This window comes from Shewanella halifaxensis HAW-EB4 (genome assembly GCF_000019185.1).
Taxonomy (GTDB): domain Bacteria; phylum Pseudomonadota; class Gammaproteobacteria; order Enterobacterales; family Shewanellaceae; genus Shewanella; species Shewanella halifaxensis.
Window position 1 is genome coordinate 2,794,305 of record NC_010334.1, and the last position, 13,117, is coordinate 2,807,421.

At 44.0% G+C, this 13,117-nt stretch carries 12 protein-coding genes; 9 read left to right on the forward strand and 3 right to left on the reverse strand.

The features are described 5' to 3' along the window. Nucleotides 1-9: 9 nt before the first annotated feature. The 9 genes from SHAL_RS12040 to SHAL_RS23460 all read left to right on the forward strand — a co-directional run bounded on the left by SHAL_RS12040 (nt 10) and on the right by SHAL_RS23460 (nt 7,520). A complete protein-coding gene (locus SHAL_RS12040) occupies nt 10-354 on the forward strand; it encodes an ArsC family reductase (RefSeq protein ID WP_190273600.1) in 345 nt (114 codons plus the stop codon). Further along, nucleotides 351-1,496 (forward strand): succinyl-diaminopimelate desuccinylase, encoded by a 1,146-nt coding sequence (gene dapE / locus SHAL_RS12045; RefSeq protein ID WP_012277398.1) that lies wholly within the window; start codon nt 351-353, stop codon nt 1,494-1,496. The genes SHAL_RS12040 and dapE overlap by 4 nt, the downstream gene beginning before the upstream one ends. Beyond that, complete coding sequence (locus tag SHAL_RS12050; protein ID WP_012277399.1) at nt 1,487-2,188, forward strand: M15 family metallopeptidase; 702 nt, start codon at nt 1,487-1,489, stop codon at nt 2,186-2,188. Before dapE ends, SHAL_RS12050 begins: the two co-directional genes overlap by 10 nt. 28 nt (nt 2,189-2,216) lie before the next feature. Continuing rightward, complete coding sequence (locus SHAL_RS12055) at nt 2,217-3,065, forward strand: alpha/beta fold hydrolase (RefSeq protein WP_012277400.1); 849 nt, start codon at nt 2,217-2,219, stop codon at nt 3,063-3,065. A 250-nt stretch (nt 3,066-3,315) separates the two neighbouring features. Next, on the forward strand, nt 3,316-3,930 hold the full coding sequence (gene can / locus SHAL_RS12060; protein ID WP_012277401.1) for a carbonate dehydratase: 615 nt from the start codon (nt 3,316-3,318) through the stop codon (nt 3,928-3,930). Nucleotides 3,931-4,131: 201 nt separating this feature from the next. Further along, nucleotides 4,132-5,316: an 8-amino-3,8-dideoxy-alpha-D-manno-octulosonate transaminase KdnA gene (gene kdnA, locus SHAL_RS12065; RefSeq protein WP_012277402.1), complete on the forward strand. Its 1,185-nt coding sequence runs from the start codon at nt 4,132-4,134 to the stop codon at nt 5,314-5,316. 80 nt (nt 5,317-5,396) lie between these two features. Continuing rightward, nucleotides 5,397-6,467, forward strand: a complete 1,071-nt coding sequence (gene kdnB / locus SHAL_RS12070; RefSeq protein ID WP_012277403.1) for a 3-deoxy-alpha-D-manno-octulosonate 8-oxidase KdnB — start codon at nt 5,397-5,399, stop codon at nt 6,465-6,467. 68 nt (nt 6,468-6,535) lie between these two features. Then, nucleotides 6,536-7,273 carry a 3-deoxy-manno-octulosonate cytidylyltransferase gene (gene kdsB / locus SHAL_RS12075; RefSeq protein ID WP_012277404.1) on the forward strand — a complete coding sequence of 246 codons (738 nt, stop codon included), beginning with the start codon at nt 6,536-6,538 and terminating at the stop codon, nt 7,271-7,273. 13 nt (nt 7,274-7,286) lie between these two features. Continuing rightward, nucleotides 7,287-7,520, forward strand: coding sequence for a DUF2897 family protein (locus SHAL_RS23460; RefSeq protein WP_012277405.1), 234 nt, complete (start codon nt 7,287-7,289; stop codon nt 7,518-7,520). A 147-nt stretch (nt 7,521-7,667) separates the two neighbouring features. Here SHAL_RS23460 and SHAL_RS12085 read toward each other — a convergent pair whose 3' ends face one another. The 3 genes from SHAL_RS12085 to bamC all read right to left on the reverse strand — a co-directional run bounded on the left by SHAL_RS12085 (nt 7,668) and on the right by bamC (nt 13,115). Further along, the gene (locus SHAL_RS12085; RefSeq protein ID WP_012277406.1) at nt 7,668-10,760 is read right to left on the reverse strand and encodes an efflux RND transporter permease subunit; all 3,093 of its coding nucleotides are present in this window, start codon (nt 10,758-10,760) and stop codon (nt 7,668-7,670) included. Beyond that, entirely contained in the window at nt 10,757-11,836 is a 1,080-nt protein-coding gene (locus SHAL_RS12090; RefSeq protein ID WP_012277407.1) for an efflux RND transporter periplasmic adaptor subunit, read from the reverse strand. The genes SHAL_RS12085 and SHAL_RS12090 overlap by 4 nt, the downstream gene beginning before the upstream one ends. Before the next feature lie 181 nt (nt 11,837-12,017). Then, nucleotides 12,018-13,115: an NlpB/DapX family lipoprotein gene (bamC, locus tag SHAL_RS12095; RefSeq protein ID WP_012277408.1), complete on the reverse strand. Its 1,098-nt coding sequence runs from the start codon at nt 13,113-13,115 to the stop codon at nt 12,018-12,020. Nucleotides 13,116-13,117 lie beyond the last annotated feature (2 nt).

Sequence of the window (13,117 nt, forward strand, 5' to 3'; positions counted from 1 at the left end):
AGTACCCTTTTGACACTTTTCGGAATTAAGAATTGCGATACTGTACGTAAAGCACGTAAATGGCTTGAAGCTAATCAACTTGAAGTTGCTTTTCATGATTTTCGTGAAGATGGGCTCAGTACAGAGCAAATAGAACAATGGGTCAGTGCAATCGGCTGGGAAGCCTTATTCAATAAGAGAAGTACCAGTTATAGAAATCTTACCGAAACTGAAAAGAATGACATCAATGAGAAGAAGGCTGTAGCCTTGATGGCACTATACCCAACCTTGATCAAGCGCCCCGTTTTAGCGATGAATGGACAAGTCCAGGTGGGTTTTAAAGAAGCTGACTATCGAACGTGGTTCAACCTATGAGCCAAAATACAGACTCTCCAGTACTTTCATTAGCCAAAGACCTTATTTCTCGTCAATCGGTCACACCTTTAGATGAAGGTTGCCAGCAACTCATGGCTGACAGATTAGCCGACGCAGGCTTTAATATTGAGTCAATGGTATTTGAAGATACCACCAATATGTGGGCTCGCAGAGGCACGCAATCTCCCGTCTTTTGTTTTGCAGGCCATACCGATGTTGTCCCAGTTGGAGATCTAAATCGTTGGCACACACCACCGTTTGAGCCAGTTGTTATTGATGATTATCTTCATGGGCGCGGCGCTGCAGATATGAAAGGCTCATTGGCGGCGATGCTGGTGGCTACCGAGCGCTTCATTAAAAAGTTTCCGGATCATCAAGGCTCAATCGCCTTTCTGATCACCAGTGATGAGGAAGGCCCTTTTATTAATGGCACAACTCGAGTCATCGATACCCTTGAAGCACGTAACGAAAAAATCACCTGGTCGCTCGTGGGAGAACCTTCATCCACCCATAAGCTAGGTGATATCGTTAAGAATGGGCGCCGAGGCAGTCTCACAGGTAATTTAACGGTTAAAGGAGTTCAAGGGCACGTGGCTTACCCACACCTTGCTGATAACCCTATTCATAAAGCCGCTCCTGCGCTAGATGAGCTTGCGAGAATGAAATGGGATAATGGTAATGAGTTTTTCCCGCCGACTAGCTTTCAAATCGCAAATATCAACGGCGGTACAGGCGCATCAAACGTTATACCAGGTGCTTTAGAGGTGATGTTTAATTTTCGCTACTCCACCGAAGTTACCGCCGAAATATTAATAGAGCGAGTGCTCAATATTCTCGATGCTCACGGCTTAGAGTACGATATCGATTGGGTCTTCAATGGCTTGCCTTTTCTAACTGGCGATGGACCTTTATTAGAAGCAACTAAAGCTGCAATCAAAAAAGTTACTGGAACGAATACCGATCCACAAACATCGGGTGGCACGTCAGATGGTCGTTTTATTGCTCCAACCGGGGCACAGGTTATTGAGCTTGGCCCTGTTAATGCTACCATTCATAAAGTGAACGAGTGTGTCAAAGTATCAGACCTTGAGTTACTCACCGATTGTTATGAAGCCATTTTGGAAAACCTGCTGTGCAAGTAGAACATCCCTTTCTATACGGCCTTGAGGATCAACACTTAGTCGAATGCTTAGGATACCTGTTAGAAGCAAACACTGCGGCTGCATTTTTTAACATGCAGCAAGCGGCGTCAACGGCAGGTATTGATATTCAGATCTGCTCAGGGTATCGAGACTTTGATAAGCAGCTATCAATTTGGAATGCCAAAGCCAGTGGTCGACGGGCTGTATTAGACAAAGCCTCTAAGCCTGTATCAATTGAAAGTCTCTGTTCAAACGAATTAATCGATACCATACTTTTATGGTCTGCTCTACCGGGTATGTCTAGACACCACTGGGGTACAGATATCGATATATTTGATGGCAATCGTATAAAAAAGCCGGAGCTACAGCTCGTACCCGCTGAATATCAGCACGGTGGACCTTGTTTAGCGTTAAGCCAATGGTTACACTCCCACGCAGAAAAATACGGCTTTTACCTACCTTACCAACAGGGATTAAGTGGCGTGAGCCCAGAACCGTGGCACTTAAGCTACTTTCCAATTTCAAAAGATTATATCAATAGTTACGATATAGACTCAGTAAAAACAGTCTTAGCCTGTTGTGATATTTTACACAAAGACGAAATACTCGAGCGCATAGCGCCACTCGTTAATGAGTATGTGTTACGTGTCGCTCCAGTACCCACACTGAAACAGCCACTCACTGAAACCTGATTTATTCACACATATTAGAGATAACACTGTGAACATTACCGACTTAACCAACAATTTTGCAGCAAACAGACACCAACTCAACATTGGCGGTAGCACGCTAAGCTATCTAGATATTGGCCAAGGGCCCGTGTTATTAATGGGCCATAGTTATCTTTGGGATGCCAAGATGTGGGCGCCACAGATAGCCCACTTGAGTCAAAACTATCGTTGTATAGTGCCAGATCTATGGGGCCATGGTTTATCGGCTAACTTACCTGCAAAAACAAGCAACCTGCGTGATATTGCAGCTCAAATGCTTGAGCTCATGGATAAACTAAACGTAGATAAATTTTCTGTGATAGGCTTATCTGTTGGCGCAATGTGGGGAGCGGAGCTTGCCCTTAAGGCTCCTACGCGAGTACAACACCTCGTCATGTTAGGTAGTTTTATCGGATATGAGCCAGAGATCACCCGCGATAAATATTATGCCATGCTCGAAGTCATCAAGAATGAACAAATCATTTCAGACAAAATCATCGACACGATTACGCCTCTTTTTTTTGCAAATCATCCCAACGCCGAATTGGTCGAAGTTTTCAAACAAAAGCTAAAACATTTTGACAGCAGTAATATCGACAACCTATATCAGATAGGCAGAATGATTTTCGGCCGTCGCGATACCATGGATGATGTGCATTTACTAACACTTCCCTGCTTAATCATGACTGGAGTCGAAGATAAAGCGCGCACCGTATTAGAAGGCTATTTGATGCATGATGCCATCGATGGTAGCGAATACGTACATATTCCCGATTGCGGCCATATTTCAACCTTAGAGCAAGCCGAATTTATCAATCAACGTCTTAGCAGCTTTTTATCCGCTAATGCACGAGCATAAATGAGCCAGGACTCAGCGCTCAAACTCATAGATCTGACTCAGTGCTTAGGCTTCAGCAACACATGTTCAAATCAACCTAATGACAACGCACAAGCAGGAATATTGCAACGCAACCTCATTTGCAGCAACACTTTTAACAATTACTTAAGATTACTTTTCTATAGTACTGAATAGACCAGCAAGGTTAGGTAACAGTGATAAACTTAGCCTGCACTTTAGTTAATATTAACTGAGCAAATATAAGGCCCAAATGAAACTACTAAAACCGCTTTTTGAAAATAATCGTCGCTGGGCAGGCCGGATCTTAGAAGAAGATCCTAAATTTTTCGAGCAGTTAGCCAAACAGCAAACGCCTGAGTATTTATGGATAGGCTGCTCCGATAGTCGTGTCCCTTCCAATCAGATCATTGACTTGATGCCAGGCGAAGTTTTTGTCCACCGTAATATCGCCAACATGGTCATTCATACCGATTTAAACTGCTTATCTGTACTGCAGTACGCTGTCGAAGTACTCAAAGTAAAGCATATCATGGTTGTTGGCCACTATGGCTGTGGCGGCATTAAAGCTTCGATGGGCACCGACAGATTAGGTCTTATCGATAACTGGCTGGGTCATATCCGCGATGTATATCGCTTGCATAGCGCTGATCTTGATAATATGGACGAGTCTGAGCGCTTCGATCGTTTGTGCGAACTGAACGTTATGGAACAGGTTGCCAACGTAACCAGCACCACTATTGTTCAAGAAGCGTGGGCAAGAGGTCAAGATGTCGCCATCCATGGTTGGATCTACAGCGTAGAAAACGGTTTGCTATCCGATTTAGATGTTACCGTTAATAAAGAAACCGCTAAACAAGATAGCTAGCAACGCCTAGTTTTTAAACATAATAAAAAGGGTTATCTCAAGCGATTTGCTGAGATAGCCCTTTTTTTTAGCAATCGTTACTAAATTTTTACCAAATATGAGAAAAATCGTAAGAATTCTCGCAGTTACCTCCCCTTCACAGTTATAATCGGTTATTTATTTTTGGCGTAATTTAGCGCAGTGAACACTAAGGAAATATCCATGCCTGGTTTTGAATTATTTGGTCCTGAAGAGAAACAAGAAGTCGCGGATGTAATGGAGAATGGCTTTACCTTCCGTTATAACTTTGATCATATGCGCAACGACCGCTGGAAAACCCGTGAAATGGAAGCCTTGCTATGCGAAAAGATGAATGCCAAGCATGCGCATTTAGTCTCTAGTGGTACAGCAGCCTTACAAACGGCGATGGCTGCAGCTGGTATTGGTGCCGGTGACGAAGTTATCGTGCCGCCGTTTACGTTCGTCGCATCAGTTGAAGCCGTATTTATGGCGGGGGCTGTCCCGGTATTTGCCGAGATCGATGAAACACTATGTCTTTCTCCAGAAGGTATCGAAGCGGCAATCACACCAAAAACTAAGGCGGTTAACTTAGTTCATATGTGCGGCTCTATGGCTAAAATGGATGAGATAAAAGCCATCTGTGCCAAGCACAACTTAGTGCTACTCGAAGATGCTTGCCAAGCCATTGGTGGTAGTTACAGAGGTCAAGCACTCGGTACTATTGGTGATGTTGGCTGTTACTCTTTTGACTCGGTAAAGACTATCACCTGTGGTGAGGGCGGCGCCGTCATCACCAACAACGAAACCATCTACAACTATGCCCATATGTTTTCAGATCATGGCCACGACCATGTGGGTAATGACCGCGGCGCCGAAGGCCACCCAATTATGGGCCTTAACTTCCGTATTTCTGAGATGAACTCGGCTATGGGACTGGCGCAACTCCGTAAGCTGGACAAGATCATCGACATTCAACGTAGCAACAAAAAGCTCATTAAAGATGCGATGGCTGAGATCCCTGAAGTGTCTTTTCGCGAGATCCCTGATGTTGAAGGTGATTCTGCAGGTTTCCTAACCTTCTTTATGCCAACTGAAGCGCGTACTATCGAGATCAATAAGAAATTGGCTGAAAATGGCGTCGATGGTTGTTTCTACTGGTATATCAACAACTGGCACTATTTATCAAATTGGAAGCATATCCAGGAGCTTAAATCTCCTTCTGCGCTGCCGATAACACTTATTGAAGACAGACCGGATTATACTAACGTGTCTGTGCCTAAGTCTGATGCAATTATGAGTCGTACTATCTCAATGCTTATCAAGCTGTCATGGACTGAGGAAGAAATTAAGCAGCGCATCGAAAATATTAAACGCGCTTTCGTTTAAGCAACAACGAGTATCCGTCGCGCCGAGGATTTCGACGCGATGGCACATTTTAAATTAATGGCCCAACGGAGAATGTCGGAATGAGTTTTAAGAATTTCAAATGTGTACCAAAAATGATTTTTGGTCGCGGTTCATTTGTTCAGCTAGATCAAGTGCTAGCAGAAGAGCGTAAGCTAGAAGATGATTTTGTGGTGTTTTTAGTTGATGATGCACATCAATCAAAACCATTAGGTCATCGTGTTCCAGCCAAAGCACAAGACTTACTCATTTATGTCAATGTGGATGACGAACCCACGACAAAACAAGTTGATGCTTTAACCGAGCAAGTTCAAGCCTTTAATAGCAAGTTACCCGTCAGTGTTATCGGCCTTGGCGGCGGTTCGACATTGGATCTCGCAAAAGCGGTATCGCTGATGCTAACCAACTCAGGCGGCAGCGCCGAGTACCAAGGTTGGGATCTGATTAAGAACCCTGCCATTCACCATATTGGTATTCCAACCGTTTCGGGAACAGGTGCCGAAGCGTCCCGTACGGCTGTACTTTGCGGCCCAGTACGCAAGTTAGGCTTAAACTCTGATTACACAGTGTTTGATCAGATCATTATGGATTCTGAACTAATCGCTGGCGTGCCGACAGACCAGTGGTTCTACACAGGCATGGATTGTTATATCCACTGCGTTGAATCACTAGAAGGCACCTATTTAAACGAATTTGCTAAAGCCTTTGCCGAGAAATCGATGGCGCTTTGTCGTGAAGTCTTCATAGACAATCATGAAGAAAAAGATGACAAGCTGATGATGGCGTCCTATATGGGCGGTATGAGTATTGCCTATAGCCAAGTTGGCGCATGTCATGCGGTTTCTTATGGTCTAGGCTATGTACTAGGCTACCATCACGGGCTCGGTAATTGCTTAGCATTTGATGTACTTGAAGAGTTCTACCCAGAAGGTGTTGCTGAGTTCCGTCAGATGATGGACAAGCACAATATCGTTCTGCCGAAGAACATCTGTAAAGATCTTCCTGACGAAACTATTGCTAAGATGGTTGCCGTCACCAAGAGCATGGGCCCACTTTGGGATAATGTTTACGGTGAAGGCTGGGAAGAAAAAGTCACCGACGAGATGCTAACTAAACTATTTCGTCGTATCTAAACTCTAGCGTAAGCATAGAATGGGCTTCAAAAAGAAGCCCATGATACTTTTTTAAGTAGGTAAATTGAATGAATGTAACCTTATTAATCCCTGCTCGTTACGGCTCTAGCCGTTTCCCTGGCAAGCCATTGGCGCCTATTAACGGCAAGCCAATGATCCAGCATGTCTACGAGCGCGCTGCTTTAGCAAAAGGGCTTAAAGACATCTATGTCGCCACCGATGATGAGCGCATTAAAAACGCCGTAGAAGGTTTTGGTGGCAAAGTTGTTATGACAGGTGCAGATGCCGCATCGGGTACTGACCGTATCGACGATGCAATCACCCAACTAGGGCTAGCTGATGACGATCTTGTGATTAACTTGCAAGGCGATCAACCCCTTATCGACCCCATCTCTATTGAACAACTTGTTAGCCTTTGTGAGCGCCACCCAGGCGAATTTGATATGGCGACATTAGGTGTTGAAATTAGAGACGAAGCTCAAATTAATGATCCAAACCATGTGAAAATGGTATTCGATAACAATTTTAATGCCCTCTATTTTTCTCGTGCAACGATTCCCTTTGGTCGAGAGAGCAGCGATTACCCGGTATACAAGCATCTCGGTATTTACGCATATACGCGTAAATTTATTCAGACTTTCGCTAAGCTGCCACTTGGCCGCCTAGAAGATCTCGAAAAACTTGAACAGCTTAGAGCACTCGAATACGGCTACAAAATCAAAGTTGCCATCAGCGCATTCGATTCACCGGAAGTGGATACACCGGAAGATATCCGTATCTGCGAAGCCAGACTTGCCGTTGACTAATTGAGGTTAAGTGATGTCAGATCTTGAAGTGGGTTTATTAATTTTATTGGTGCTCGGAGTGATCGCCAGTAATCTTGCGGTCTTAAAGTACAGTGCTAAACACAAGATGACGCAATTTGGTAAAAACCATCACGGCAAAAAACTTTCTGAAAACGAAAAAAGTGATAAAAGCAGTGATACCACGGCAAGTATTGATAAACCTACTAATGGCCAATCTAGCCAGAGTGATAAGACTGACAAGTCATAATAGGCAAGTCATAATAGGCAAGTCATAATAGGCAAGTAATAATAGACACTTCGAATAAAACTCACAAAAAAGGCGCTATCAGCGCCTTTTCTTTTGATTTGAAAGCAGACTCAATACGGTATGAAGCCAGCAATCAAACGACTAACGTTATTCAGCTAGTTCTTTTTCAAGTTGCTTAGCTATCATCTCTGGCGAGCCCGTATTCTTAGTTAATAAAGAATAAGCAACCGGGATCACAAGCAAGGTAAAAAAGGTTGCGAGCGTAATGCCAGATAGCACAACCACACCAATCACAAAGCGGGTTTCAGCCCCCGCTCCCTCTGAAAGCACCAGAGGTACAGCTCCTGCAGCGGTCGTGATCCCTGTCATTAAAATAGGTCTGAGTCGCTGACTAGATGCTTGTATAATCGCTTGTTGAAACTCAACGCCCTTGTCTCTTAATTGATTAGCAAACTCTACAATCAAAATGCCATTCTTAGCGGCTAAACCCACCAGCATGATAATGCCTATCTGGCTGTAGATATTAAGACTCTGATCCGTTAACCAGAGACCGATTAATGCTCCCAACGTTGCCAGCGGCACTGTCAGCATGATCACCAATGGGTGAATATAGCTTTCAAATTGCGCGGCTAATACTAAGAACACAATCCCCAGCGCTAAAATGAAAACAAAATACATAGAGTTACCTGAGTCTTGATAATCCAATGACTGACCTTTGTAACTCACAATAGCCTCCGCTGGCAGGTATTCATGGGTTAAATCATTCAGATAGTCTAGCGCCTCTCCTAAGCTATAATCGTCGGACAGATTTGCTTCGATAGTAATGGCACGCATACGATTGTAGCGATTAAGCTGGCTTGCATCGGCAAATTCCTCAACATGTACCAGATTTGATAAAGGGATCAATTCTTTACTTCTATCTGAGCGAACATAGATGTTTTCAAGATCATTGGCAGTATTTTGATTATCACGATTACCTTCAATAATCACATCATACTCTTCACCGTCTCTCATAAAGGTTGTGACCAGCCTAGAACCTAACATCGACTCCAGCGTGCGCCCAATGTGAGAAATAGACACACCGAGATCTGATGCCCTGTCTTTATCGATCACCACTCGAAGTTGAGGTTTAGTCTCGTTATAGTCATGATCTAAACCGACAAGATTAGGATTCTCTTTAGCCTTTTCAATAATAATATCACGCCATCTCGCCAATTCTTCATAACTTGGTCCGCCCAATACAAATTGCACAGGCTTACCCACACCGCGGCCAAAGGCCTGTCTCATGACAGGAAAAGCACGCACTCCTGCTAAGTCTGACAATCGCCCACGTATATCGCCTATAATTTCAAATGCGCTGCGCCTAACCGCCCAATCTTCAAGCACGATAATGGCCATACCATTGGAGAAATTAGCGCTTCGGCCAAAGCCTCTCGGTGCGCGGATGAGTAATCGTTTGATCTCTCCAGACTCAACTAATGGCATCAAGCGGTTTTCAATCTCATCCATGTAGGACTCAATATATTCAAAGCTTGCACCTTGTGGCCCATTGACTATCAAGAACATTGAGCCTCTATCTTCTCTTGGCGCAAACTCTTGCGGGACTTGTTTGGCCAAAAACGCACTGCTCACGAGTGCAACGAGGATCAGTGATGACACTAAAAACGGGTGCTTCATCGCCTTCAATAAAATCATGCGATAATGACGAGACAGGCTATCCATTCCCGAATCGATTTGTCGCACCAGCCAAGAGTCTTGCCCTGAAGGCTTAAGCACCTTGGAGCACATCATTGGGCTAAGCGTTAACGCCACAATACTTGAGAAAATGACCGCCGCACTCATGGCAACTGCAAACTCTTTAAATAATTTACCCAAATCCCCCTCTAGGAAGGTGATTGGCATAAATACCGCAACTAAAACCAAGGTGGTGGCCACTACAGCAAACGCCACTTCACGGGCGCCAAGGAAAGCTGCCTTTAACGGCGAGTCCCCCTCCTCTATTCGTCTATGGATGTTTTCAAGTACCACAATGGCATCATCAACCACCATTCCAATTGCTAAAATCATGGCTAACAAGGTTAATAGGTTAATGGTGTAACCCAGTGCATACAGCACAATAAATGTTGCCATTAAAGACACTGGCACGGTTAACGCAGGAATAAGCATGGCGCGCACACTGCCAAGGAAGAGATAAATCACCACGATAACTAAAAACATGGCGATAAACAGCGTCTGGTAAACCTCTTTGACCGAAGCTTCAATAAATACGGAGCTATCGTAAGAACGTTTTATCTCCATGCCTGCCGGTAATGTTGGATTAATTTGATCGACCAATTTATTCGCCGCGCGAGCAACATCGAGAGTGTTAGCGGTTGATTGCTTTGATACACCTAGGCCAATCATGGCTTCGCGGTTACCTCTAAAGGTTATACGCTCCTCTTCTGAGCCTATTTCAACTTTTGCGACATCACCCAGTTTAATAAGGTAGCCATCTTCCCCCTCAGCTAATACTAAATTAGCGAAATCATCAGATGTTTTAAAGCTGCGCTCAAGCCTTACGGTAAAGTGGCGCTCTTTTGACTCCACGCTACCCGCTGGCAGTTCGACATTTTCCGAACGCAGTGCAGACTCAATATCTGCAACGGTTAAGTTCCTTGCCGCTAGCGCTTGTCTATCAATCCAAACTCGCATGGCGTATACCTTACCGCCACCCAGACGCATGTTCGCTACGCCGTCGATAACCGAGAAACGGTCAATCAGATAACGCCTAGCATAATCGGTTAACTGCAGTGTGGTCATCTGCTCTGACACAAGATTAAGCCACATGATGACTTCATCACCGCCATTTGCCTTTTGAACTTCTGGCGGTTCGGCTTCTTCAGGTAAATTATTGAGTAGACCAGAGACTCTGTCTCGCACATCGTTGGCGGCCGCCTCAATATCACGCCCAACATCAAACTCTAACGTGACATTTGAACGGCCATCACTGCTCGATGAACTAATGTGTTTAATACCTTCAACACCGCTAATTCTGTCTTCGACTAATTGAGTGATTCGGCTTTCGACTACTGCAGCACTCGCGCCGCGATAGTTAGTTTGAATTGAGACTACTGGAGGGTCAATATTGGGGTACTCTCTTAACGGCAGCTTCTCAAACGCCACTAATCCAAAAACAATCAATAAAATACTAATAACAGAAGCGAAAACCGGTCGCTTAACCGAGATATCAGTTAAGATCATACGACAGGCTCCACACTCGCCTGCTTAAGAAAACTAAAACGTTCGCTAAAGGTCACTTTGACTTTATCGCCAGGACGTACTTTTAAAAGCCCCCGGATCACGACATGTTCGTTAAGTACTACGCCGTCAATAATTTCGACCCAACCACGCTTACGCAGGCCTAAAGACACTTGTTTTTGTTCAATAACGCCTTCGTCATTGACCACATAGACATAATGCCTATCTTGAATGGGAATAATGGCAGATTCTGGCAATATGAGTGCATCGCGGCTCGTCTTAATCAGTTTTACTTTCATCAACATGCCTGGAAGGAGCCTTTGCTTTGGATTGGGGATCTTGGCGCGAACGATTACCGCGCGTGTCTTAGGGTTAATGCGACTATCAATTGACACCACCTTTCCTTCAAACACTTCACCGTCAAATGCTACTGCAGTAGCTTCAACTTGTTTACCTAGCGCTAAGGCTTGTAAAAAGCGCTCAGGCACTGAAAAATCCAATTTGATAACAGAGATGTCATCTAAAGTAGTAATGGCGTTACCAGGAGAAACGAGCGCGCCGACACTGACTTGACGTAATCCTAACGCACCTGAAAACGGGGCACTAATACGGCGATCCTTCAAAGCCGATTGTGCCTGTGCAAGCTCTGCTTTGGCGGTATCGATTAAGGTTTGTAACCTATCGCGCTCAAGCTCTGCAATTGTTTGGCTGGTGACTAAGGTGCGAATGCGTTCAAGTTCTCGTTGGTGATCTTTGACTTTTACTTTTGCGACGGTAACACGCGCAAGCTGCTCACTGTCTTGAAGTTGAACCAGTAAACGACCTTTCTGGACCAACTCGCCATCATTAAAATTGACTTCTGTCACCACCTCAGTGACTTTTGGCGTAACAGTAATTGACTCGTTAGCCTTACTCGTTCCCAGCGCTTCTACTTCGTCACGTATCGGCTGTATCTCAGCCTTAGTAACAACCACATTAGGTATAGGTCGAGATTTTTTTACTTGTTCTGCTGGAGGTTGCTGAAAATACAAATATGCGCCGACTACTAGCAATGTAAGGATTATTATTATTTTTTTCATGATTGCCTTAACAAACTACTTTTTATTATCGTTAGTTTACCGAGACACAGATTTGCTTCAATACGTTTTACCTTTTCTTACAAATTATACAACTGAGTTACATCCAATTCTTTTCATCACAAACAAAAAAGGAGCCCTGAGGCTCCTTTTGCAATTAATAATTCGCAGTTAATAATTTTGATTAACGCACTTTACGATCTTCTTGCATCAATTCAGAGAAACCATCATAAACGGCAGTAACAACTTCGTTAGAAAGTGGCTCGTTTTTGCCGTTTAAGAGATGTATTTCAGTCTTATCATCAACACCGTCTTTAAGTTCAATACGATAAGAACCCGCTTCAATCGGTAGCTCTTTTTCACTCCATAACGAGCTCCAGAAGCCTGAATCATCAGTCACATTGATGTACAATAGTCCTTTGTTACTGTCCATATCGACGATTTCAAAGCCCATTTCTGGTAACACGATACGTAAGCGGTCCCAAGTACGTTTAAACTTAGCATCGGCTAACCAATAAGCTTGTTCTTCAGCATCTGCAATAAGATTGACATCTATGCCGAGACTTTGCTTCAAGCGTTTAGCTTTCAGCGCTTTAGCACGTTCGATACTGATATAACTGATTGAGTCATTCAATCTATCAATAGTGTAACGACGCTTATCTTCTCCGCTTAATAGAATATCTTGTCGATCGCCATCATAGCTTTCTTCATGTTCAATCAAGTCAATCATCAAGTTGCCACTACGCCCATGAGGACGAACATCAACCTTATACAAGTAACGCTGTTTTAGCGTATAAACTTTGTCACTTCCCCAAAAACTAGATTCAATCACTTGCGAACTTTCGATCCAATCAGTTTCCAGCGTGCCTTGCTCATAGTTTTCACTGCGCAGTGGAATAGACTTACTCGCAAAGTACTCTTTTAAAACATTAAATAACTCTTGCTTTAGATCAATATCATTATCAATCGATTCAACTACGATCTTGATATTGTCACTGCCCTCTTCGACACGCGTCCCCTCGGCCATAGGCAGCACTTGCAGTGGTGGTCGAATATCAAGCTGTCGACCAACTAAACTTTGGTCAGCCTTACTGCCTACAGCAGGAATGTCATATTCCTTACTATAAGTTGGTTTATTCAATCCGTCTGGGATCACTAATTCAGGCGCGACCACGAGATCTTGATAGTTCTGATCCGTGTCATTAGCCTGTCTTCTGTCAATTGGCGTACTACATGCAGTAACAGCTGCAACTAAAATAAGTGGAGATATTTGCTTTAGCATTT

Coding starts and splice junctions, on each gene's coding strand:
- can (WP_012277401.1), top strand. CDS start 3,316: ATGAAACTACTAAAACCGCTTTTTGAAAATAATCGTCGCTGGGCAGGC.
- SHAL_RS23460 (WP_012277405.1), top strand. CDS start 7,287: ATGTCAGATCTTGAAGTGGGTTTATTAATTTTATTGGTGCTCGGAGTG.
- kdnA (WP_012277402.1), top strand. CDS start 4,132: ATGCCTGGTTTTGAATTATTTGGTCCTGAAGAGAAACAAGAAGTCGCG.
- kdsB (WP_012277404.1), top strand. CDS start 6,536: ATGAATGTAACCTTATTAATCCCTGCTCGTTACGGCTCTAGCCGTTTC.
- SHAL_RS12090 (WP_012277407.1), bottom strand. CDS start 11,836: ATGAAAAAAATAATAATAATCCTTACATTGCTAGTAGTCGGCGCATAT.
- bamC (WP_012277408.1), bottom strand. CDS start 13,115: ATGCTAAAGCAAATATCTCCACTTATTTTAGTTGCAGCTGTTACTGCA.
- kdnB (WP_012277403.1), top strand. CDS start 5,397: ATGAGTTTTAAGAATTTCAAATGTGTACCAAAAATGATTTTTGGTCGC.
- dapE (WP_012277398.1), top strand. CDS start 351: ATGAGCCAAAATACAGACTCTCCAGTACTTTCATTAGCCAAAGACCTT.
- SHAL_RS12085 (WP_012277406.1), bottom strand. CDS start 10,760: ATGATCTTAACTGATATCTCGGTTAAGCGACCGGTTTTCGCTTCTGTT.